Source organism: Prosthecobacter sp. (assembly GCF_034366625.1).
Classification (GTDB): domain Bacteria; phylum Verrucomicrobiota; class Verrucomicrobiia; order Verrucomicrobiales; family Verrucomicrobiaceae; genus Prosthecobacter.
In genome coordinates, this window is sequence record NZ_JAXMIH010000028.1 from 214,352 (window position 1) to 236,095 (window position 21,744).

19 protein-coding genes and 1 pseudogene are annotated in these 21,744 nt (G+C 61.3%); 14 read left to right on the top strand and 6 right to left on the bottom strand.

All coding sequences use genetic code 11. The features are described 5' to 3' along the window. Positions 1-83: 83 nt before the first annotated feature. Entirely contained in the window at positions 84-1,088 is a 1,005-nt protein-coding gene (locus U1A53_RS26055; protein WP_322284838.1) for a hypothetical protein, read from the top strand. Here U1A53_RS26055 and U1A53_RS26060 read toward each other — a convergent pair. From U1A53_RS26060 to recG, 3 genes are all read right to left on the bottom strand, one after another. Next, on the bottom strand, positions 1,072-2,100 hold the full coding sequence (locus U1A53_RS26060) for a PIN domain-containing protein (protein WP_322284839.1): 1,029 nt from the start codon (positions 2,098-2,100) through the stop codon (positions 1,072-1,074). The two genes, U1A53_RS26055 and U1A53_RS26060, sit on opposite strands and share 17 nt — an antisense overlap. Positions 2,101-2,162: 62 nt before the next feature. After that, the gene (locus U1A53_RS26065) at positions 2,163-2,960 is read right to left on the bottom strand and encodes a hypothetical protein (RefSeq protein ID WP_322284840.1); all 798 of its coding nucleotides are present in this window, start codon (positions 2,958-2,960) and stop codon (positions 2,163-2,165) included. Positions 2,961-3,075: 115 nt separating this feature from the next. Beyond that, entirely contained in the window at positions 3,076-5,166 is a 2,091-nt protein-coding gene (gene recG, locus U1A53_RS26070; RefSeq protein WP_322284841.1) for an ATP-dependent DNA helicase RecG, read from the bottom strand. Positions 5,167-5,274: 108 nt separating this feature from the next. Here recG and U1A53_RS26075 point away from each other — a divergent pair, with 108 nt between their 5' ends. From U1A53_RS26075 to U1A53_RS26095, 5 genes and pseudogenes are all read left to right on the top strand, one after another. After that, on the top strand, positions 5,275-5,478 hold the full coding sequence (locus U1A53_RS26075) for a transposase (protein ID WP_322284842.1): 204 nt from the start codon (positions 5,275-5,277) through the stop codon (positions 5,476-5,478). Between the two features lie 200 nt (positions 5,479-5,678). Then, positions 5,679-6,512, top strand: a pseudogene (locus U1A53_RS26080) (IS3 family transposase); the annotation flags it as partial. 419 nt (positions 6,513-6,931) lie between these two features. Beyond that, a complete protein-coding gene (locus tag U1A53_RS26085) occupies positions 6,932-8,476 on the top strand; it encodes a serine/threonine-protein kinase (RefSeq protein ID WP_322284843.1) in 1,545 nt (514 codons plus the stop codon). A 35-nt stretch (positions 8,477-8,511) separates the two neighbouring features. Then, positions 8,512-10,125 carry a glycosyltransferase gene (locus U1A53_RS26090; protein ID WP_322284844.1) on the top strand — a complete coding sequence of 538 codons (1,614 nt, stop codon included), beginning with the start codon at positions 8,512-8,514 and terminating at the stop codon, positions 10,123-10,125. Further along, the gene (locus tag U1A53_RS26095) at positions 10,122-11,015 is read left to right on the top strand and encodes a polysaccharide pyruvyl transferase family protein (RefSeq protein WP_322284845.1); all 894 of its coding nucleotides are present in this window, start codon (positions 10,122-10,124) and stop codon (positions 11,013-11,015) included. The genes U1A53_RS26090 and U1A53_RS26095 overlap by 4 nt, the downstream gene beginning before the upstream one ends. A gap of 1 nt (position 11,016) precedes the next feature. On the opposite strand, the gene U1A53_RS26100 is transcribed toward U1A53_RS26095, so the two are convergent. Continuing rightward, positions 11,017-11,820: a hypothetical protein gene (locus U1A53_RS26100; RefSeq protein WP_322284846.1), complete on the bottom strand. Its 804-nt coding sequence runs from the start codon at positions 11,818-11,820 to the stop codon at positions 11,017-11,019. Between the two features lie 92 nt (positions 11,821-11,912). On the opposite strand from U1A53_RS26100, the gene U1A53_RS26105 reads away from it, so the two are divergent. Further along, a complete protein-coding gene (locus tag U1A53_RS26105) occupies positions 11,913-13,238 on the top strand; it encodes a Gfo/Idh/MocA family oxidoreductase (protein ID WP_322284847.1) in 1,326 nt (441 codons plus the stop codon). A 73-nt stretch (positions 13,239-13,311) separates the two neighbouring features. Here U1A53_RS26105 and U1A53_RS26110 read toward each other — a convergent pair whose 3' ends face one another. Next, positions 13,312-15,510: a TonB-dependent receptor gene (locus tag U1A53_RS26110; RefSeq protein ID WP_322284848.1), complete on the bottom strand. Its 2,199-nt coding sequence runs from the start codon at positions 15,508-15,510 to the stop codon at positions 13,312-13,314. A gap of 185 nt (positions 15,511-15,695) precedes the next feature. Between U1A53_RS26110 and U1A53_RS26115 the strand changes: the two genes are divergently transcribed. The 5 genes from U1A53_RS26115 to U1A53_RS26135 all read left to right on the top strand — a co-directional run bounded on the left by U1A53_RS26115 (position 15,696) and on the right by U1A53_RS26135 (position 19,562). Next, a complete protein-coding gene (locus U1A53_RS26115; RefSeq protein ID WP_322284849.1) occupies positions 15,696-16,508 on the top strand; it encodes a TonB family protein in 813 nt (270 codons plus the stop codon). 104 nt (positions 16,509-16,612) lie between these two features. Further along, a complete protein-coding gene (locus U1A53_RS26120) occupies positions 16,613-17,254 on the top strand; it encodes a MotA/TolQ/ExbB proton channel family protein (protein WP_322284851.1) in 642 nt (213 codons plus the stop codon). A 7-nt stretch (positions 17,255-17,261) separates the two neighbouring features. Beyond that, positions 17,262-17,690 (top strand): biopolymer transporter ExbD, encoded by a 429-nt coding sequence (locus U1A53_RS26125; protein WP_322284852.1) that lies wholly within the window; start codon positions 17,262-17,264, stop codon positions 17,688-17,690. 2 nt (positions 17,691-17,692) lie between these two features. Further along, positions 17,693-18,238: a hypothetical protein gene (locus U1A53_RS26130; protein ID WP_322284853.1), complete on the top strand. Its 546-nt coding sequence runs from the start codon at positions 17,693-17,695 to the stop codon at positions 18,236-18,238. A gap of 43 nt (positions 18,239-18,281) precedes the next feature. Further along, positions 18,282-19,562, top strand: coding sequence for an MFS transporter (locus tag U1A53_RS26135; protein ID WP_322284854.1), 1,281 nt, complete (start codon positions 18,282-18,284; stop codon positions 19,560-19,562). Positions 19,563-19,581: 19 nt separating this feature from the next. On the opposite strand, the gene U1A53_RS26140 is transcribed toward U1A53_RS26135, so the two are convergent. Then, a complete protein-coding gene (locus U1A53_RS26140) occupies positions 19,582-20,451 on the bottom strand; it encodes an adenylate/guanylate cyclase domain-containing protein (protein WP_322284855.1) in 870 nt (289 codons plus the stop codon). A gap of 18 nt (positions 20,452-20,469) precedes the next feature. Between U1A53_RS26140 and U1A53_RS26145 the strand changes: the two genes are divergently transcribed. After that, a complete protein-coding gene (locus U1A53_RS26145) occupies positions 20,470-20,829 on the top strand; it encodes a hypothetical protein (RefSeq protein ID WP_322284856.1) in 360 nt (119 codons plus the stop codon). Then, entirely contained in the window at positions 20,822-21,340 is a 519-nt protein-coding gene (locus U1A53_RS26150) for an NUDIX domain-containing protein (protein ID WP_322284857.1), read from the top strand. Before U1A53_RS26145 ends, U1A53_RS26150 begins: the two co-directional genes overlap by 8 nt. Positions 21,341-21,744: the final 404 nt, after the last annotated feature.

Genomic DNA, 21,744 nt, shown 5'->3' on the forward strand with positions numbered 1-21,744 from the left:
TTTCTTGAGCGCCAAAGCCATGATTTTGAAGCGATTCGGCAAAGATTTATGGCAATTCAAAAAGAGTGGTGGGAGTGTACCTGATGTTCACGCGCTCCAAAGCATCGGCATCTTCACGCGCAGGTTTCACGGCTGCGGTGCTTGCGCTGCTGTGCATGAGCGTCACGCCATGCCGTGCTGTGTTGTTTTACGACACGGGTGATTCCGGCCACAACACCACGGCTCCAACGGGTGCTTTCGAGGACTCGGGCTGGCAGTATGAAGGCCAGTATGGCGCGTATCTCGGCACCATCATCGCTCCGCAGTACTTCATCACGGCACAGCACTTCGGCACGCAGGGCAGCACGTTCACACACAGCGGCATCTTCAACGGCGGTTCGGACGTCACTTACAACATCGACCTCACCGTCAACAGCGGCACCGGCTACTGGGACATCGCAGGCACCGACCTGCGCATCTTTAAGGTGGAGGAATTGTTTCCATATTACGCGCCGCTTTACACCGGCTCTTTGGAAATCGGGCTCACCCTGGTCACCAACGGCAGAGGCGGGCCACGTGGAGCCGACGTGCTGGACGGCGCGACCTTGCACGGCTGGGAACACAGTTCACCGGACGGTACGGCACGCTGGGGCAGCAACACGGTCAGTGGTGTTTATGCCAGCGCACTGGGTGATCTGCTGACGGCCAGTTTCAGCGCCAGCGGCACGTCCGAGGAAGCCACCTTGTCCGGCGGCGACTCCGGCGGCGGCGTGTTCGTCAATGACGGAGGCATCTGGAAACTGGCAGGCGTGAACTACAGCATCGACGGCCGCTTCGACACGAACAACACCGTGGGGGATGGCTCCGACTTCGACGCTGCCATGTTTGATCGTGGCGGCTTTTACCAAGGTTCCGATTCGTTTGGCTGGACCTTCGTCCCCGATCTGCCCCTGGACAATCCCTCCAGCCTGTACGCCTCGCGTATTTCGACCAGTGCGATTGAAATCATGACGATCACCGCCGTCCCGGAGCCTCACTCAGCTTTCTTGGTGATGCTCGCGGCGGCTGGCTGCCTGATGCAGCGCAGACGCCTCACCCCGCAGGTTTGATCTCGGCAAAAATCAAACGCCCGGCGCTCGTCGGCAGTGTGCCGGAAACCACCACCTCCACCGTCTGGCCGATCTGCGCGGCGGCGTTGTTCACGACGATCATGGTGCCGTCCGGCAGATAGCCCACCGCCTGGTTCTTGTCCTTGCCCGGTTTCGTCAGCGGCAGATTCAGTTCATCGCCCACACTGAGTTCTGGATGCAGGGCAAAGGCCAGTTCACGGAAGCTGAGCACCGTGATCCCGCGCAAACGGGCCACTTTGGCGAGATTCTCGTCATTCGTGAGCAGCCGGGCGTTCAGCTCTCGCGCCAGGGTCACCAGGCGCGTGTCCACCGGAGCATCCGCCGCTCCTCCGGCATCTTCGGAGATGGAAACGGTCATCTCAGGCAGTGCTCGCAGCTTTTCCATCATCTCCAGACCACGTTTGCCGCGCATCACCTTGGTGGCCTCCGCAGAATCCGACAGACGCTGAAGCTCATCCAGCACGAAGCGCGGCACCACCACCGCGCCGCTGAGAAATCCGGTGGCAAACACACCGGGCAGCCGGCCATCAATGATCACGTTCGTGTCCAGCAGCATCGGTTCGCCTTCAGAACCATCGCGCCGAAACCGAACATAAGGGATCAGGAAGGCGAACTGATCGCGGTCGCTGCGCAGCGCAAACGTGACGCCGAAAAACGCCAGCGTGCCGTAGATGCAGATCTCCACGATGTTTTGAATCATCCCGCCATCGGCGTTATTCTGGAAATAGGCGAGATTGAACACGCCGATCCGCGTGATCAGCGACGCACAGAACAAACCCACTGCCAGACCCAGCGTGGCATGCGAAAAATCGCGCAGCGTGAAACGCGCGAACACCGCATCCAGCACCATGAGCAGCCCCATAAACAGCGCACCGCTCACCGCCCCGGTCCAAGCCTCCTGCTGCAGCCCCATCGCAATCGCCATGCCGATGAAAACGGAGAAGGCGAAGAACAGCGCGCGCACAAGGCGGATGGGCCAGGAGGTTTTCATGCAGATGCGCAGGGGATAAGATCAAATCAGAGGATCGGCAAAAAGAATCTCCCCGGATTTCATCACGGCTTGAGCACCGCTCCTCCGCGCCGCGTGAACTGCAGCTCCACGCCGATGCCCGCGAAAGCGAGACCCATCTCACGCTCGAAATCCACCGGCCTGCGTCCTGCGAGGATGAATTCCCTCACCGCCTTCTCCTTCGGCGCGTTGTTTTCCACCGCACGCAGGAAGGCGGTGATGCCCGCCGCGTCTCCCGCACGATCAAGATGATATAGGTAAAATGTCAGCAGCAGCGCCGAAGCATTGTTTTCACTCGCAGCGGGCGTGGCCATGCTCGCCGCCCAGGTTTTGCCATCCATCGCCATCAGTTCGGCCACATTCAGCATCGCAAACCGCACGGCGGCTCCCATCTGCCGCGCTCCACGCTCGCGCAGTTCTTGCCTCAGCAGTTCCGCAGACTTCGTGGCGTCTGCCACCAGCCACACGGGTAGATCTCGGTTCACGGTTGGCATGCTGCCCGGCTGCGGTTGAACCACCTGAACCACCTGAACCACCTGAACCACCTCCTGCGGCACCTGCGAATTCTCTTTCTTCATCGCGTAGGCCGCCAGTTCAGAGGATTGGGCCGTCTCCAGTCGCGGCCGCAGGCTCCGAGCCTCGACCAGTGGTGATTCACGCGTCGCCTCGACCGCCTGCGGATGGGGTGTTTCTTCCTTCAACCACAAGACACCCCCCGTGACTCCCGCAACGGCCGCGATGACGACCACGAGCCGAATCATCGTCATAAGACGCGGCTTCCCCCGCCGACGCCGTTTGCGAACGACCTCGGTTTGATCCACAAGCGCGCCGGTCTGGCGCATGGGGGCGTGCGGGTGCATGACACACGGTACTGACCGGGTAAAAGCTCTAGTCGTCAAGCCCTCTTAAGTAAGCCATGCCTCAGAGCCGCCGGCATCGAACTCGCAGCCTTGCGCCTCATTGCATCATCGCCTGCGCCTTTTCAGCCACCACCGGCTCATCGCGGAACACCGCCAGCGCCGGTCGCAGCAGGTGCGGGTCTTCATCCAGCGTGCGTTCGGCAAGCTGACGCGCCAATCGAACGAGCCGCGTGTCCGCCAGCAGTTCACCGAAGAGCAGCGGCGCCTGCCCGCTCTGCGCATGGCCCAAAACATCGCCCGGACCGCGCCGCCGCAGATCTTCCTCGGCGATCTGGAAACCGTCGCTCGTCTCCTCCATGATCGCGAGGCGCTGGCGGTTCTCCTCGTCCTTGTCCTCCACAAACAAGACGCAGTAGCTCGTGTGCGCCCCGCGCCCGATGCGCCCACGGAGCTGATGAAGCTGCGCCAGGCCAAACCGGCCCGCGTCGTGAATGAACATCACCGTCGCGTTCGGCACGTCGATGCCGACCTCGATCACCGTCGTCGAAACCAGCGCGTCCAGCTTGCCCGCACGGAAACGTTTCATCACATCCTCCTTCTCCTCCGCGCTCATCCGACCGTGCAGGAGCCCCACTTCGCACGGCGCGAGCAGTTTGGACCACTCCTCATGCCCCTTCGTCGCCGCACCCGCCTCCAGCTTCTCCGATTCATCGATCAGCGCATACACGATGTAACCCTGGCTGCCTTCCTCGATCTGCTCGCGCAAAAATTTCGCCGCGTCCTTCAGTTTCGTCTTCGGCCGCACCTTCGTGATGATCTTCACGCCATCACGCGGCTTCTGGTCGATCGTCGAGACCTCCAGATCGCCGTAGATCGTCAGTGTCAGCGTGCGCGGGATCGGCGTGGCCGTCATCACCAGCACATCCGGCGTGTCGCCCTTGCGGATCAGCTTCGCCCGCTGCGCCACGCCAAACTTGTGCTGCTCGTCGATGACGACGATCCCCGTGTTGTGCATCAACTCCGCGTCATGCAGCAGCGCATGCGTGCCGATCACGATCTCTGGTTTGTCCGAACTGCTCTTTCCGCGTATCAATTCCAAACCATCGCCATCCTCGCGCTTCGATCCCGTCCGCAGCGCCACGCGCAGGCCCAGCGGCTCCAGCCACTTGCGCGCATTGCGCGCATGCTGCTCGGCCAAAATCTGCGTCGGAGCCATCAAGACTGCCTGCCGACCGGATTCGACCGCCCTCAGCATCGCCGCGAAGGCCACCACCGTTTTGCCACTGCCCACATCGCCATGCAGGAGGCGGTTCATCGGCGCGCCGGAGGCCATGTCGCGATGAATCTCGTCCAGGCAACGCTGCTGCGCCGTCGTGAGCTGAAAGGGCAGCTCGTTGAAAAAATCCCGCAGCAGCTCGCCTGTGCCGATTTGCTTGCGCCCACCCGATTCAATCACCCGCCGCTTCCGCCGTGCCACGCGGAGCTGGTAGCCGTAAAACTCCTCCAGCGCGAGATAGCGCCGCGCCTGCTCCAGTTTCTCCATGCTGGAAGGAAAATGCACCTCCCGCAGCGCTAGTGATCGTGTTTGGCCGACGAACTCGCCTTCCGCGCTCGGCGTCGGCAGCAGATCTTCGCAAAACGCCCCTGGCAGCGCCTGACACACATGCCACGCCGCCACGCGCAGCGCTTTTTGAGTCATCGCGCCCTTCAGGCGGTAGATCGGTGTGATGCGCCCGGTGTGGATCTGCTCCGCATCGTCATCCGCCCCGCCTTTGACGATCTCATACTCCGGGTGCGACATGCTCAGACGGCCCTTCGTGTCTTTGATCACTCCATAGACGATCAATTCCTGCCCTTCGGCAAACACCCGGCTCATGAACGGCATGTTCCACCACTTCAGCGTGAGCTGCTGGCCCAGCCGCCCCGTCGCATGCTGCACCACGGCCTCAAACACCCCGGAACGCCCGCCAAAGAACTTGTTCCCCGTCTTCGTCACCAACACATGATGACACGACGGCAACGGCCCCGCCTGAAACGCCAGCGCCTGCATCTGCCGCCGGTCCTCATGCCGGAACGGCAGATGCCACACCACATCCGCCACCGTTTTGATCCCTTCCTTCGCCAACAACCGCGCCGCATGCGCAGGCAGGCTGGGAACTTCGGCAAGAGACAGATCGAGTGGAATCACCACGTGAGATGGAATGCGTCAGTGAGCGTGTCAACAGTGGCCTGCCTCCTGGGAACGGGACAGTGGTAAAATGTAGTTCTGGCTCCACAACTCGGAGAACAGAACAACATGAAAAAGAGCAGACACAGTGAAGAGAAGATCATCGGCATCCTGCGTGAAGCGCAGGGTGGAATGAAGGTCAAAGACGTGTGCGCACGTCACAACATCAGCGTGCAGACCTACTACGGCTGGAAACGGAAGTATGGCGGGATGCAGGTTGATGGAGTCAGGCAGGCGCGGGCGCTGAGTGAGGAACCGAGCGCAGCGAGATAGCCAGCCGCAGGCTGCCCGGAGGGTGGAGCGCAGCGACAGCAAAACGCAAGGCTCAAGCGCATCGTGGCCGATTTGACGGTGCAGATCGGCATCTTGAAGGCCATCAACGCAAAAAAATGGTGAGCCCGGCCAGCAAACCTCGGGCGGCGCGACACGCAGTGGAGCGCGATCTGGGCGGGATCGCGTAGGCGTGTCGTGCCGTTGGGCTGGCGCGGTCGGGCTACTACCGGGTGAGGCAGATGAGCCAGGAGGCGAAGCGACGGCATCACCGCATCGTGCAGCTCAGCCGCAAGCATCCACGTTACGGCTACCGCCGCATCACCGCGCTGCTACAGCGCGAAGGCGGGCGCGTGAACGCCAAGTGTGTGGCGCGAGTGCGACGGGCCGAAGGGCTGCAAGTGCGCAAGCGGCAGCGCAGGCTGCGACGCGTGGGGCCTGGGCAGCGGGCACGTCAGGAGGCGACCCGTCGCAATCAGGTGTGGAGCTGGGACTTCGTGAGCGATCAAGTGGAAGGCGGCAGCGCCTTTCGTATCCTTACCTTGATTGACGAGCACACGCGCCAGTGCCACGCCACGCATGTGGCATGGTCGATCCGTGCGCAGGACGTGCTGCGCGTGCTGGCGGCGGCCATGCGCAAGCACGGCACGCCACAGCACATCCGCAGCGACAACGGTCCTGAGTTCATCGCCTGCGCGATCCAAGACTGGACGGAGCAGCACCAGATCAAGATGCGCTACATCAAGCCGGGATCGCCGTGGGAGAACGGTTACATCGAGAGCTTTCATGACAAGCTGCGCGACGAGTGCCTCAACCGTGAAGTGTTCGGCAGCCTGGCCGAAGCGCGAGTCGTCATTGAGGAGTGGCGACGCGAATACAACGAATGTCGGCCGCACAGCTCGCTGGGGTATCGCACCCCGGCGGAGGTGGCCGCATGCTGTCAAACTCCGCTCCGGGCTACGCCCTGCGCTGCGTTTGACAGCATGAGAGAACAGCACAACATCAACAACCCAAGGACGCTGGAATTACATTTATGATCCGTCCCACCTCCGGGAGCAGGCCACTGCCTTATGCCTCCAGAGCTGTGTTGGGAGGTTTCAAGCCACGACCTCGGTAGGCCTGCGATTGATTCGTCTGATCCCCGCAGGTTGACTCGGTCGTCGCCTCACGACTCCCTCACCCCTGCGGGACAGCCCTTTGGGCTGTCTCAAACGCCTGCATCCTTCGGCGTTTGCGTCCTGATGATGTCGCATGTCTCATGGCTCAAATCACGAAGAACGCAAGCCGCCGCAAACGCGATGGATGACGGCCTGACGGAGCTTTCTAGTGATTATTTTGCGGCATCTGACTCGGATGTCTTGCCAAGATCAACGGCCCAGCCTTAAATGGCCCTATGCAGCCGGGGAAAGACCATGGTGGTGAAGCCATCCAGTTTGAACCGTTCATCCCTCCATCCATGGAGGAGCTGGACGCGCTGATTCCAGGCTACAAGTTTGTCGAGTTCATCGAACGCGGGGGCATGGGAGCGGTGTACAAGGCGGTGCAGAAAAGCCTCAACCGCACGGTGGCTGTGAAACTATTGCCCCAGGTGCATCGGAACAAGGAAAGCTTCGCCGAGCGCTTCAAGCGCGAGGCCCACGCGCTCGCGCTGCTGAACCATCCGCACATCATCGCCGTACATGACTTCGGCGAGACCGCCGACGGCCAGATGTATTACGCGATGGAGTTCGTCTCCGGCATGGACCTGCAGCACCTGCTCAAGCGCGCTCCACCCGAGCCCCGGCAGATCCTCAAGATCATCACCCAGGTGTGCGAGGCGCTGCAGTTCGCGCACGAGCGCGGCATCGTGCATCGCGACATCAAGCCGGCGAACATTCTCATCGACGAGCGTGGCAATGTGAAGGTGGCGGACTTTGGCCTGGCGAAGGTTGTCGGCCCGCAGTCGGTCGATTACACCGCCACCGGCACAACGCTCGGCACGCCGGATTACATCGCGCCCGAAGCGCTCGATCAGGACGGGAAGATCGACCATCGCGCGGACATTTACTCGCTGGGCGTGATGATTTATGAGCTTTTCACCGGCCATGTGCCCAAGGGCGTGTGGGAGCCGCCCTCGGTTCGCTCTGGAGCGGACAAGGGCATTGATGCCATTGTCAGCAAGGCGATGCAGAACAACCCGGAGAAGCGCTACCAGCACGTCAGTGACATGACGCAGGTGCTGGAAAAGCTGCTCCGAAACAGCGACAACTGGAAAAACTTCCGTCGTCATCCCAAAAGCGAGATCACTGAGCCGGTTGGCAAACCCGTGCGGATTCCCACCGATGCCGACACGATTCGGATGAAGTCACGTGCCGCGCCAAAGCACTGGCTGGCTTGGGCGGCGGCCTTGGTACTGCTGGGTGTGGGCGCGACTGCTGCCTGGCAGGCAGGCTGGCTGCCCAAAGGGCAGGAGGCAAGGGCCCAAGCACCCGCAGTGACTCCGCCCGCGCCCGCCGCAGAGCCCCCGTCGGCCAGGTCGGCACCCGAGCAGGTGAATCTCGTCCAATGGGTCTTCGACCATGGCGGTTTCGTCAATGTACAGACCTCTGCCAGTTCGGAGAAGCAAATGGGCGGTGTTGCCGATATTTACTCTGCCGACGCTTTGCCTGCGGAACCCTTCACCATCTGGCGCGTGTGTCTTTCCACGATGCCGGTTTCGGATGAAGCGGTGCTGGAGGAACTCGTCTCCCGCATTCGCGAGGCGGGCACGGTGGCGAATCTGAACTTGCGCGGCATAGCGGTGCCGTCGGATGCGCTCCAGCATCTTGCCACCATCGGGACGCTCACCAACCTCGACCTGATGGCCAGCCCTTCCGTCACCCGGGATGCGATCCCCCACCTCGGCGCATGCAAGCGGCTGGTGATGTTGCGCATAGGCGGTTCAGCTCTGCCGGTGGAGAGCTTCATCGCCGATGAACTGCGCAAGCTGCTGCCGGATTGCCTCATTAAAGACGCCGACTAGCGGAGAAACCGTTTCAATCCAACCGACACCACCTCATGAACACGCGATCCAACACCCGCAAGGCCACCAAACGTCAGAGCCAGCAGGCAAGCAGCAAGCCTCCTGTGAAGAAAACAGCCGTCAAAGCCGCGCGTCCGGTAGCCGGGAGGAGGCCGGTGTCGAAGAAGACGCCGGTAAAACAGAAGGCTGCCGCCACCAAGAAGATCTCTGCCAAGAAAAAGGTTTCCATCAAAAAGACCGCGCCAGTGAAACGTGGCGCTGCCGCCAACAAGAGGGTCTCGCGGCCGAAGCAGACGGCGCCTGCCACCAGGAAAGTGCCCTTCTCGAAGTCCGCTCAGAAAAAAACCGTCACGACGCGCCCCACGGGTGCGCTTTCGATGCCGGTGATGGCCAGTGGTGAATTTGCCTTCGGCACCACCACTGTTGAAAAAGAATCTTCCCGGAAGGGGTGGTTCCGGCGGTTCTTCGGCGTCACGCGTCGCAAACCACGCCTGCTGTGGATCGGTGATGCCTTGGTGCCCACGGGCTTCGCCACCGTCACTCACTCGATGCTGAATCATCTGCACGATGACTGGGAGGTGGTTGTTTCCGGCGTCAATTATGACGGCTCCGCCCATCATCTGCCTTATCGTGTCATGCCTGCCTGGCAAGGTGGCGACATGTGGGGCATGAACCGCTTTGCGGATCTCTGCGCCGAGTTCGATCCTGCCGCCGTCGTCATCAACAACGACTGGTGGAACGTCGCCCAGTTTGCCAAGATCGCGCCGAAGGGCATTCCCATCATCGGTTACATGCCCGTGGACGGCGGCAATCTCGATCCAGTGGCGATGCGCGAACTGAACAAACTTCATGCCGCCGTGTGGTACACGAATTACGGCCATCGCGAGGCGGCGAAGGCCGGCTTCAAAGGCAAACGCCACGTCATTTCTCATGGCATCGACACGGCGGTGTTCCAGCCGATGAACCGCAAAGAAGCCCGCCACCTGCTCGACCTCAACGTGCCGCGCAACGCCTTCATCGTCGGCAATCTCAACCGCAACCAGCCGCGCAAGCGTCTCGATCTCTCCATTCACATCTTCGCCGACTGGATCAAGCAGCACCGCGTCGCCAACGCCTTCCTGCTGCTCCACTGCGCGCAAAAAGACACCGGCTGGGATCTGCACCGCGTCGCCGCCTTCCACGGCATCGCTGACCGTCTGCTGCTCACCGGCTGCGAGGACATTCGCGGCCTGCAAAGCCCGCGCCATCTCCAGCGCATCTACAACAGCCTCGACGTGCAGATGACCACCACGCTTGGTGAGGGCTGGGGTCTCACCACCATGGAAGGCATGGCCTGCGGCATCCCGCAGATCGTGCCGGACTCCTCCGCCCTGGCCGAATGGGCCGTGCCTGCGGTGAAAATCCCGTGCTCAAGGCTGCTCATCAACCCCGAGATCAACACCGCCGGTGCTCTCGTCGATCACGCGCCGTTCGTGGCGGCTTTGCAGTTGCTTTACACAGACAAACCACTTCGTGCAAAGCTCTCCGCGCAGGGCATCGTGCATGTGCGCCGTGGTGAATTCGACTGGCGCAACATCGCCGAGCAGTTCCACGCCATCCTGGCTCCCGTCGTTGGCAAAAAATCCGCGAAACGAACGCAGCACGCATGAGAATCGCCTTCGTCGGCGCGTCCGGCTACGGCAACGTCGGCGACGACACCTATCCACTCGTCTTCGCGCAGCAATTGCCGGAGCACGAGTTGGTGATCTACAATTCCGACCTGCCTGCCGCCCTGCCGGACGATCTCGCACTGCTCGTGCTCGGCGGCGGCGGCATTCTTTACAACAACCCGAAGGAGGGACCGGCAGACGCGGAATCACCGCACTTCCGCGCCATGAAGTTCTACATGGATGCCGCCATCGCGCGCGGCATCCCATGGGGCATCCTATCGTGCGGCTTTCAATTTCAAATCAACCGCGAGGCCGAGTATGCCACCGCTCTCAGGCCGTGGGTGCCTTACTTGAAACAGGCGGCCTTCATCACGCTGCGCTCGCCAAACTGCGTGCGCATCGCGCAGGAGATCAGCAGGCGTGATGATGCGCAGTTCTTCCCGGATGCGGCCTATTTGTATCAACCGACGGTTGATCCGTCCGAAGTGGCTTCGCAGGTCGTCACACTCGTTCCCGCAGGTCTCGTCAATGCGCGGAACACACTCATCAATCACTACATGCGCCAGTTTGCCGCCAGCAGCACGCCGACTCGCTGGCTGGGCATGGGCGCACCGGTGGATGATGACAAACTGCTGGCTGAGGTAGCAGAACGTTTTCCACAATCGCAGATTGTCGCCCGGCCCGGTCCGCAGGCGGCGTTTGAAACCATCGCACGGTCGCGCTTCGTCCTCACCGGCCGTTATCACGGCATGATCTTTGCCCGCGTCAGCCGTGTGCCCTTCATCACGCCGGTCGATTCGCCCTACAAGATCCGCATGGAGGATTTGAACGCGGACATCAGCACTGCCGCCGGCCATTTCGAGGTGCTGCGGCGTTTTCTCCCCCGCTGAATCACCAGCGCCGCAGAAACGCCTCCAGCACCGCGGCATCCACCTGCGGGTACTCGCAGCCCAGCGTGTTGTCGCGCCCCATGCCAAAGGCGTACGCGGTGTTCTTTTGCACGTCCACGTAGTTCTCCGGGTAAAACACCGCCACCGGCTTGTTTTCAAACCATGCCGCCTGCTGCAGGCTGCTCCAGCTTCCCACATAGGCGCGGCAGGTTTTGATGAGGTTCAGCGTCGCGGGTACCGTCAGACTGTCGAGCACGGTGATGTTCCCACCTTCCAAGGTGCGGGCGTCTTCCACGGCATGAATGGTTTTTCCCTTCGCACCGGGACGAAAATAACTGCGTGTCATCACAAACACCTGGCACGGCAGCTTGCGCAGCACTTGCGCTGTTTTTTCGATCAGCGCCGGCGGCAGCGAGCGGTAGGACGCGTTTCCCGCGAAGGGTTGGAACACGATGTGTCCCTGCGAATCGACCTCGTCCGGCGCGTCGAACACCGGGATGTGCCCGTCCGCGCTGCCACGGATCAATTTCGCATGATCCACACCGGCAAAACCGCAAAGCGCGCGGTTGATGTCCACCCCGTGCAACCCGGCGTTGAAGAACTCCTCAAACTTGTGCGCCAGATCGTAGAGGATGAAGTTCTTCGCGTTGCGATGATGCCGGAAGATCTCGATCGTGAAGGGATTATGCGAGGCCATGATGATTGGAACCGGCTGCGTGGCCTCGCTGAGCACACGGTAGGCGGCGTTCAGGTAGCAGGAACGAATCACGTCCCCCAAACCGGCGGCAAAAAGGGCGGCTGACATACGTGAAGCAAACCGAGCGGTGGTGGCGTTGACAAGCCGCTTCTCAGCCCGAACTGAAGGATTGCGTGGCATGAGGTCGTTTGCATGGCCTCATGAACCGCCGCCAATTCATTCAAACATCCAGCGCTGCCTCAGTGCTGGGATTCCCCGCCATTCTTCGCTCTGCTTCGCCGAATTCGATGCTGCAGGTCGCCAGCATCGGCGTGGCTCGCATGGGCGGGAACACGATGCGCAGCGTGGCCTCGCACGCAAAGGTGAAGATCGTCGCCTTGTGTGATGTGGATGCGCGCCACATCGCGCAGGCGGCCAAAGACTTTCCCGAAGCCTCGCAGCACAAGGATTGGCGCGAATTGTTGTCGAAACACGCGGACAAATTCGACGCGGTGACGGTCGGAACGCCGGATCACATGCACGCGTCCATTGCAACAATTGCTCTGAGAGCCAAGAAGCATGTCTATTTGCAGAAGCCGATGGCTCCCACGCCGCATGAGTGCCGCGTTCTGGCGCAGGAGGCCGTCAAAGCCGGGGTGGTGACGCAGCTCGGCAATCAGGGCCGCTCCAGCATTGAAAGCCGCATGATGGTGGAACTGCTGCGCACCAAGGCCATCGGCAAAATTAAAGAGGTGATCATGTGGGAGAACAAAAAGCTCAACTGGTGGCCGAAGAACATGGAATTGCGTCCGCAGGGCGATGCGATCCCGGAGGGACTCGACTGGGACCATTGGCTCGGCGTGCGCTCGCCACGTCCGTATCTCAATGACACCTATCATCCGCAGACGTGGCGTGCGTGGTTTGACTTCGGTTGTGGCGAACTCGGCGACATGGGCTGTCATCATTTCGATGCCACGTTCGATGGCTTGAAGCTCGGTGCTCCGAAACGCGTGCGTCAGACGACTGAAGGCAGCAGCGGGGCGTTGTGGGCCGACAAACGCCGTGTCGAGTTCGAGTTCGCGGGCAATGAACTCATCGCCGGTGACACACTGAAACTCACCTGGCTCGATGGCGGCATTGATCCTGACATGAGCGTGGTGAAGATGCCGTCAGTGCTCTCCAAATTTCCTGCCAGCGGCGGTTTCTGGATCGGCGAGCATGGTGCGATCTTCAAACCCTACGGCGTGCGTCCGTTTGTGCTGCCGGAGGCTGATTTCCCGGCGGAAAAGTATCCGCGTGGCATCAAACCGCAGGATCATTATCACGACTGGGTCAATGCGATCCTCGCGGGCAAAAAAAGCTGTGGCGATTTCAGCCACGGCGGTCCGCTGACCGAAACCGTCGTCGTCGGCACCATCGCCGATCGTTTTCCGAGCCAGTGGCTCGAATGGGATCGCGCTGGTTTGAAATTCTCCAACCTCGAAGCGGCGAACGCGCTGGTGAAACGCGAGTATCGCGACGGCTGGAAGATCGAAGGGCTGGGTTAAGGCATGAAAAATCCCTGCGAGGACGGAACACCACTTCCGCGCCCCGCAGGGACGTGATCCAACCTAACAAGGATCAAAAGGTCAAGCTGCCGCCGACGTAGAAGTTGCGGCCATAGGCGGGGTCGATGCCATCGGTGCGCACGCGGGCGTAGTAGCTTTCGTCGAAGACGTTGTTGAGGCCGGCCATGACGGTGAAGTGCTCGTTTACCTTCACTTCGGCGGTGAGATCCCAGGTCATGTAGGAGGGCACATCGAACAAGGCGGGGCCGCCGTCCTGGGCGTTGTGATCGGAGACGAGGGTGCCGAGGAAGCCGATTTTGACGCGGTCCTGGTATTTGTAGATGAGGCCGCTGCGGACCATGTAGTCCGGGGCGTATTGCGGGGTGCCGCCGTTGGCGGGGCCGCCGTACAGCTCGGCTTCGAGCAGGGTGACGTTGGCGTACCAGTTGAGCGAACCGGCGCGTTTGGCGTGTTGTGTTCCACCAAGGGAGTCGGCCAGGCCGATGAGATCGAGTTCAAAGGCACCGTCCCAGCCGTAGTTGATGCTGCGGCCGACGCTGCGGATGATGGTGGGTGTGCCGGTGGTGCCGAAGCGGTTGTCCATGTCGATGAGGAAGATGCTGGTGTCGAAGGTGAGCCAGGTGGCGGGCTTACCGCGCACGCCGAGCTCGTAGGACCAAGTCAGGCTAGGACCGATGTCGGTGGTGGTGGTGCCGGGCTGGGCGACGATGGATTCGCTGAAGACGGTGGTGCGATAGCTTTGGGAGACGTTGGCGTAGAGCGACGTTTCATGGCCAAGGTCGTAGGCAAGGCCGAGGCCGAAGAGAGGCTGCGGCTCGAAGACACTCTTGCTGGACTCGTTGACGAAAAGGCCGGTGGCGGGGGCGAAGTTCCGCGTGTGCACGTTTTGATTGATCATCTCCAAGCGGAAGCCGGGGGTGATGGTGAGGCGGCCGAAGGTGAACTTGTTTTCCAGGAAGAGGGAGCCGTAAAACACCTCGCGACGGGAGTCGGCGGTGATGATGCCGTCCTCGGCACCGGGGGTGGCACCGCGCTTGTCCACGCGGGGGGAGAAGTTGTAGTAGAGCTGCATGCCGGCGGCGAGGGTGTGGGTGTTGCCCCAGGCTTCCCAGTCGTGACGTATGCGCGGCTCGATGCCGAGGGTGTAGAACTCCTGGTTTTCGATGGCGTTGGTGGCGGCGTTTGGCAGCGTGGGCACGGTGCCGAACTGGGCCGCGCCGGCGGCGCTGGTGCGCTGGCGCTTGCTCCAGCGCTGGTAGTAGCCGCCCCAGGCCTTCACGCTGAGCTCGGTGCCGGGCTGGAACTGGTGCTGTAGCTCGGCGCTGCCGATGTAGCGGCGGAGTTTGAAGCGGTCATTGAACTTTGTTGTCATCTCGGGCGTGGATGCAAAGGCCGCCGCCGTGAGGCCGCCGGGTTCACCGTGCTCCTCCTCGTACATGTCCACGCCGAAGATGAGGCGGGTGTCGTCGTCGAAGTGATAGACGAGTTTCACGTTGCCGCCGTCGAGACGGTAGTCGCTGTTGGAGTTGCGGAAGCCGTCGCTGCTGCGGTGATTGAAGTAGCCGTAGTAGCCGAGGTTGCCGACGGTGCCGTCAGCGGAGGTGTAGCTGGAGAAAAGATTGTCTGTGCCGAAGATGTTCTGCGTGCGGAAGCCGAAGGCTTTGTCACGCCGTGGCATGTAGGTGATGTAGTTGAAGGCCCCGCCGGGTTGGGAGCCGTACATCAAGCCGCCGCCGCCGCGGATGAACTCGATGCGGTCCACGACATCGAGCGGCGGCGTGTAGTAAGCCTCGGGGTAGCCAAAAGGGTCGGCGTGGATGGGAATGCCGTCCTTGAGCACCTGCATGAACTGGAAACGGTGCGGCTCACCGAGACCGCGATAGCCGATGCTGACCAGCGGAGTGGTTTCCTCGGAGAACAGCAGACCAGGAGTCTGCGCGAGAGCCTGGCGGTAGTTGTTGGCCTGCACCTTGGGCAGCGCGTCTAGGTCGATGATGGTCGCACGTTTGCCCGCGAAGATTTTGGTGCCCTCGACAGCCTCAGGGAAGACGCTGTGCGTGTAATAGTCGCTCTCGGCCTCGCCATAGATCGTGATGGCGTCGAGTTCGGTGGCATTGGCGGCAGGCTTGGTCACCGGATTGCTCACGGTTTGGGAGCGAGCATGGGAGGCAAAGGCTAGGAACAGGAGGGCGGCGGCTGCCGCAACAGGGCCAACGGAACATTGGATTTTCGAGGGTGAGTTCGGGTTCATGAGTGAGTTGATACTGAGATTCTATCGCAACGGCGGCGGAGAATAGGGGGATTGGATCAACGAGCAAACTCTTTTTTGCGATAGAGTCTCAATTGCAAGTTGACGCTCTTTTCTTGCGATTCATGCTCAACAGCCATCCCGCCGGTTGTGCCATGACCTCCCAAGTGATAAACACGCTCCCCACCATGGGCCTCGACCTAGCCATGCCGAATGTCTCCAGCGCTGCCGCTGCCCGGCCGGCGATCTGGCGTCGTCGCAGCACCTTGCAGGCATTGATCACGCTTTCCTGGATCGTGGGCATCACCGCCAGTTTTCTGGCTGTGGGCATTGTCGGCATGTTCGCCGCCGATCTGCCGCCGATACATCTGAAATCACTCGAAGCAGACATCGCCGCTGATCAAGCGATGATCGAAGCCTCGATGGCCGAACTGCAGACTCTTGAGGCGAACGAAGTGGCTGCGGAGGAGGAACCTGTTCTTCCAGTCGAGATTCCCGAAGCCGTCGAAACGCCGCCAGAGAATCTTGATCTACCAGAGATAGCCGAGGCGATGACAATGGAAGACATCTTTGCCATTCCCACCGCTCCCAAGATAGAAGACGCGCTTCGACCTGTTGATCCGGTGGCCAAACCGAAGCCCGCACCGCCACGTCCTCGCACGCAGGCCGTCGCACGCAGCAGCGGCACTCCTTCCACCACATCGCGCAGCGGTGTAGTGGGAGGCAGCGCAGGCGGCACGGCGAACGGCGTTGGCACTAAACCTTTGAGATCCCCCAAGCCTCCCTATCCATCCTTCGCACGCAACGCCGGCATGCAGGGCACGGTGCTTCTGAGCATCAGCGTCGGTCCATCCGGCGCGGTGGAAAGTGCCACCGTCATAGGCAGCAGCGGATTCAGTGCCTTGGACGAACCCACCGCCTCCTGGGTGCGCCGCAACTGGCGTTGGCCCGTTGGTGCCACCGGTCGCTACTCCCAACCGATTAGATTCAAGATTGACTGATCTTATTCGTCATTCTGCATTGATTCACTTCATTCACCCTTCGGATTCAGCTTCGCTTCGTCTGTCTCGCTCCGCTCTTCTTTGATTTCGTCATTTTCTCCCCCATGCCCCTCCTCGCCAACGTCGCCGTCGATCTCTTCCTCAAAGGTGGTCCCATCATGTATCCCATTGCAGTGGTCACACTGGTGGCCGTCTGCATTTTCATCGAGCGCGTGTTCTGGTGGTTGCGCTTCGCTGCCAAACGCTCGGTGAAGCAGCTTGATGAAGTTTACGAAAAGCTTGAGGCCGGTGATCTCACCAAAGCCATCGCGCAATCGGCGAAATCGAGTGATCCGGTTGTGCGCATGATTCATCACGGACTCAGTCATCGTCACAGCAGCATGCAGGGCGCGCTCGAAGTCGCCGCAGGTCAGGAACTGCGCGATGCGGGCCGCTTTTTGAGCGCGATGGACACCATCGTCACCCTCGCGCCTCTGCTCGGCCTGCTCGGCACCGTCACCGGCATCATGGGCAGCTTCACCAGCATCGGCAGCAGCGAACTCGCTGTCGAAAAAGTCACCGGCGGCATCGGTGAGGCGCTCATTGCCACTGCGGCCGGTCTCGGCATCGCCATCGGCACGCTGGTGCCCATGAACTACTTTCACTCGCGTCTCGCCGCGCTGAAGTTCGACCTCGAAGCCGCCGCGAACAACGTACTGATCCTCGCCGCCCAGCACGGTTTCGACAAAGTCACTCCGAAGGCCTGATCACGACGTGAAACTTCACTCTCCATTGCCCGAGCGCAAAACGCGGCTGGAAATCATTCCGCTCATCGACGTGATGTTCTTCCTGCTCGCGTCATTCATGATGGTCAGCCTCACCATGTCGAAGCAGCAGACCATCAAGGTCAACCTGCCCGTCGCCTCCTCCGCGCAGTCGGATTTCAAACCGGACATGATCAATCTCGCCGTGAACGCCACCGGCGATGTGTTTTTCGACAAGGCGTCCATCACGCTGCCTGAGCTTGACCGCAAACTGTCCGAACGCTTCGGCAAAGATCCCGCCACGCCCGTTTACATCAGCGCCGATGTGAACACACGCTACGCCGACCTCGTGAAAGTGCTCGATGCCGCCAAGCGCGTCGGCTTCACCAAGGTCGCCTTCAACGTCAAACCGGCTGGAGCCGCCAAGCCGAATCCCTGAAGATGAAGCGCCTGCTCACCACGCTGCTCGTCCTCATCTCGCTCGGCCTGTGCGTCGTCAGCATCGTGCAATGGCAGCGCGAAGCACGTTTGCGTGGCCACATCGTCGATCTCGTGAAACGTCTGGAAGCTGAAAACGCCCTGCGCGTCGAGGCAGAACGCAAAGTGCGCGAGTACGAGAAGGAGATCGAACGCCTGACCGAGCTGCGTGCGGAGGTTGAGGCCAAGCTGGTCGAAGTCACCCGCGAGTACAACGATCTCTCCAACGACTCCGTCGCCCGTGGCATCACCATCGCCGTTTACATGCGCGAACTCATGCAGTTGCAGACTGGTTTGCAAGCGACGCAGCTTGCCTTTGGTAAAGGCACCGAAGCGATCAAGGAACACAACGCCACCGTCAGCGGTCAGAACAGCGCCATCGAAAAGCAGAACGAACTGCTCAAGCAGCTCGCCCGCGAACGCGACGCCGCCATCGAGAAACTCAACGCCCGCACGCGCGAGTTCAACGAGGTGGTGGAGAAGTACAATAAATTGTCGAAGGAGCGGTAAGGCGCTTGCCATTCCCGGCCGTCTGCGAAAGACTCGCGCCCGCATGAGCCAGCCAGCCACTCCTGACATCACCCGCCTTCGCGATCTCTCACCACAGCAACGCCGTTCTGGACTCGCCGCATGGCTGGGCTGGATGTTTGACGGGCTCGACATGCATCTCTACACGCTGGTGGCCACGGCGTTCGTGGCGCAACTCATGCTGGTGCCGGAGAGTGATCCCACCGTAGGCACGCATGGTTCGATCATCCAGGCGGCCTTTCTCGTCGGCTGGGCGGTTGGCGGAGCATTCTTCGGACGCATTGGCGATGTGCTGGGCCGCAGCCGGGCGCTGACGCTCACGATCTTGACGTACGCTTGCTTCACCGGCCTCTCGTTCTTCGCGCAGGAGTGGTGGCACCTCATGATCTTCCGTTTCCTGGCTGCGCTCGGCATCGGTGGCGAGTGGGCCGTTGGTGCGTCGTTGCTGTCTGAAACCTGGCCGAAGAAATGGCGTCCATGGATCGCCGCCACGCTGCAAAGCGCGGTGAACTGCGGTGTGCTGCTCGCCTGTCTCGCCGGTTGGCTGCTGGCCGGTCAGGAGCCGCGCTACATCTTCCTCATCGGCATTCTGCCCGCCTTGATCACGCTGTGGATTCGCAAGGCGGTGCCGGAAACCGAGGAATGGACGCAGGCACGCGAAGGCCAGGAGGTGCCGAAGATCAGCGCGTTGTTCAGCCCCGCCGTGCGTGGGGTGACGTGGCGCGTGATGATCATCTGCGCGGTGTCCTTGACCGCGCACTGGACCTTCCTGTTCTGGCAGCAGAAACACGTGCTCAGCCTCACGGAGATTGTCTCGCTCGACAAAGCGGGCAAGGATTCCGCCGTCGTCACCGGCCTGATGTGGATCATGTTCGGCTCGCTGATCGGCAACTACATCGCCGGTGGTCTCGCGAAGCTGTTCGGCTATCGCAACACCATCGTCGGCATGATGCTGGCCTACTTCGCCTTCATGTATCTGTCCTTCTCGCAGGTGTGGAGCTGGGAGGCCACGAAATGGCAGTTCGCCGCCATCGGCGCGTGCCAGGGTGTGTTTGGCCTCTTCACCATGTGTCTGCCGCCGCTCTTCCCCGTGCTGTTGCGCACCACCGGCTCCGGCTTTTGCTACAACATCGGCCGCATCGTCGCTGCTGGCGGCACGGTGTTCTTTGGCATCTTCGTGAAGGTCGGCGACTTCCGCACTGCGCTGCTTTACGCCGGCTTCCTTTTCATTCCCTCCGCCGCTGTGGCCATCATGCTGCCCTCCGAGCCGAAAGAGGCCGATGGTGTGGCAGAACCGGTGGATTGACGGTTTGCCGCGAATGCTCTCACGCCCCCGGCGTGTAGAACTTGTGCGTCGCCGAGAAACCTTCCACGGCGCTTTCGCCGACGAGTCGGACCTCTTTTTCCGCCGCCATCCTTTTCACGGCGGCTTCGCTGAAGAGGACCTTCTGCTTCAAGGTGGAGGCCACTTTTTCGATGCGGAAGACGAAGTTCACCTCCGGGCCGTGCAGGTTGAGCTCATTCATCGTCGGCACGGTGCCGAGTGCGGCGGAGCCAAAGTGCAGGACGAGACGGAAGGGCGGGTTCACCTTCAGTTGCGCCTCGTAAAGCTTCGCCACGGCCTGGCGCACCTGGATGGCGCCGTCTTCGGTGTCGTCCCAGTAGCAGAAGAAGCCGTCGCCGAGATACTTCGACATGTGACCGCCGCATTCGTCGATGACCTGACGGCAGTTCTTGAACCAGGTGCCCGTCATGCGCGGGAACTGCGCGCCGGGCAGCGTTTGCGCGAGCTGGGTGGAGCCGATGATGTCCGCCACCATCAGCCAGCACTGCGCCTGGCGGATGTGGATCATCGTGGAGGCCATCACCTGCTGGCCGGCGGGATGCATGGCACTGAGGATCTCCGTGGCAAACTCCAGCTCATTGCTGGCGATGCGGATGATGTCGCCGTTGTGCAGGCGCACGGACTGTGAGATGCGGCGGCCGTTCACATACGTGCCGTTCGCGCTGCCGAGATCCACCAGCCAGAACTCGCGCTCGCCCTGCGCCTGGATGATGGCGTGGCGGCGTGAGACTTCATTGTCCGCAAGCGACAGGGTGTTGTCCGGCGCGCGACCGATGCTGCACGTCCCGTTCAAATCATGGCGCTCCCCGTCGGGAAGGCGGAGCCAGGATTGGAGTAACGTGCTGCTCATGAGGTGGGATCGGGCCGCATGTTGGCAAGAGAAGCCGCCCGTGCCAAGGAAATCACGGCTTGTCATCCGCCACGGGGTTTGGGAGCATGCCGCATGCAGGAGGAGTCCGCAGGCACGTTCCACGTCATCTTCAATCAAGCCGAGGCAGGCCTGTGGTTCATCCTCGCGCTCGTGCTGGCCGTGCGACTCCGCATGAAGGCGCCCTGGCGCTGGCTGCTGCCGCTGGCCTTCGCCGTGTTCGGTGTTTCGGATCTCATCGAGGCGCAAACCGGCGCATGGTGGGAGCCGTGGTGGCTGTTCGTGATGAAAGCCGCCTGCGTTCTCGTGTTTCTGCTGGCATGGCGGGCGCATCGGCGGCAGGGGAAGTCCCATGGCTGACACCCCCTTCAAGTTTTGCAGCAACTGCGGTGCTGGTGATCTGCATGCCGTGAACGAACGCGAGTTCCGCTGCCCGGCCTGCGGCTTCCGCCAGTTCATCACACCCATCGCCGCCGCAGTGGCGCTCATCCTCGACGCGCAGGATCGCGTGCTCATCATCCGCCGCGCGCATGAGCCCGGCCTCGGAAAACTCGGCCTGCCCGGCGGCGTGATCGAACCCGAAGAAACTGGCGAGATGGCCGCCGCCCGCGAAACCCACGAGGAAGTCGGCCTCGACCTGCCCGCTTCTGCGTTCACGTATTTCCTCGCGCTGAACAACCGTTATGCGTTTCAGGGCTATGTGTGGCCCACGCTCGATCTGTTCTTCGTCGCCCGTGTGCCAGACTTCAGCAGCGTGGTGATCCAGCCCTCCGAAGTCATGGAGTTCATGCTCTGCGAATTGGATTCAGTGCCGCTCGCTGACTTCGCGTTTGAATCGAATGCCGAGGCGGTCAGGCGGTTGAGAACTTGAGAAAACGAAAGGTTACAAAAACACGTGCCATCTATCGCCCAATGACTGAAAGGTGTCCTTATTCTGTTGGAGACGTCGTTCGCTTCACGCCGAGTGAGAGAACACAAGGGCTTTACCAGGCTATTGAACGCTTTGGATTAGAGGTCGGCGCCGAAGCGAGAATTCGTGAAGTCCGAGACGACGTCTTCCTATATTTTAACGGTACGGCTGGAGGATGGCCGTGGAACGAGTTTACTCTCGTGAAGAGGCATTCGGAGGAGTAACAAAATTGGTCACGCCGCCATCGGCGCGTCAAACGGGCAACGCCCAGCCGCGTGACCTCTTGACGCGCTTTGAAGGGAGCGCGGGCACTCCTGCCCGCTGTGTGGAAAGAAGAAGCGGAGAAGAGTCTCCGCGCTCCTCTC

What these genes read in the sequence shown, in the direction of transcription:
- U1A53_RS26055 (WP_322284838.1), top strand. Translation starts at nt 84, where the DNA reads ATGTTCACGCGCTCCAAAGCATCGGCATCTTCACGCGCAGGTTTCACG.
- U1A53_RS26060 (WP_322284839.1), bottom strand. Translation starts at nt 2,100, where the DNA reads ATGAAAACCTCCTGGCCCATCCGCCTTGTGCGCGCGCTGTTCTTCGCC.
- U1A53_RS26065 (WP_322284840.1), bottom strand. Translation starts at nt 2,960, where the DNA reads ATGCGCCAGACCGGCGCGCTTGTGGATCAAACCGAGGTCGTTCGCAAA.
- U1A53_RS26075 (WP_322284842.1), top strand. Translation starts at nt 5,275, where the DNA reads ATGAAAAAGAGCAGACACAGTGAAGAGAAGATCATCGGCATCCTGCGT.
- U1A53_RS26085 (WP_322284843.1), top strand. Translation starts at nt 6,932, where the DNA reads ATGGAGGAGCTGGACGCGCTGATTCCAGGCTACAAGTTTGTCGAGTTC.
- U1A53_RS26090 (WP_322284844.1), top strand. Translation starts at nt 8,512, where the DNA reads ATGAACACGCGATCCAACACCCGCAAGGCCACCAAACGTCAGAGCCAG.
- U1A53_RS26095 (WP_322284845.1), top strand. Translation starts at nt 10,122, where the DNA reads ATGAGAATCGCCTTCGTCGGCGCGTCCGGCTACGGCAACGTCGGCGAC.
- U1A53_RS26100 (WP_322284846.1), bottom strand. Translation starts at nt 11,820, where the DNA reads ATGTCAGCCGCCCTTTTTGCCGCCGGTTTGGGGGACGTGATTCGTTCC.
- U1A53_RS26105 (WP_322284847.1), top strand. Translation starts at nt 11,913, where the DNA reads ATGAACCGCCGCCAATTCATTCAAACATCCAGCGCTGCCTCAGTGCTG.
- U1A53_RS26110 (WP_322284848.1), bottom strand. Translation starts at nt 15,510, where the DNA reads ATGAACCCGAACTCACCCTCGAAAATCCAATGTTCCGTTGGCCCTGTT.
- U1A53_RS26115 (WP_322284849.1), top strand. Translation starts at nt 15,696, where the DNA reads ATGGGCCTCGACCTAGCCATGCCGAATGTCTCCAGCGCTGCCGCTGCC.
- U1A53_RS26120 (WP_322284851.1), top strand. Translation starts at nt 16,613, where the DNA reads ATGCCCCTCCTCGCCAACGTCGCCGTCGATCTCTTCCTCAAAGGTGGT.
- U1A53_RS26130 (WP_322284853.1), top strand. Translation starts at nt 17,693, where the DNA reads ATGAAGCGCCTGCTCACCACGCTGCTCGTCCTCATCTCGCTCGGCCTG.
- U1A53_RS26135 (WP_322284854.1), top strand. Translation starts at nt 18,282, where the DNA reads ATGAGCCAGCCAGCCACTCCTGACATCACCCGCCTTCGCGATCTCTCA.
- U1A53_RS26140 (WP_322284855.1), bottom strand. Translation starts at nt 20,451, where the DNA reads ATGAGCAGCACGTTACTCCAATCCTGGCTCCGCCTTCCCGACGGGGAG.
- U1A53_RS26145 (WP_322284856.1), top strand. Translation starts at nt 20,470, where the DNA reads ATGTTGGCAAGAGAAGCCGCCCGTGCCAAGGAAATCACGGCTTGTCAT.
- U1A53_RS26150 (WP_322284857.1), top strand. Translation starts at nt 20,822, where the DNA reads ATGGCTGACACCCCCTTCAAGTTTTGCAGCAACTGCGGTGCTGGTGAT.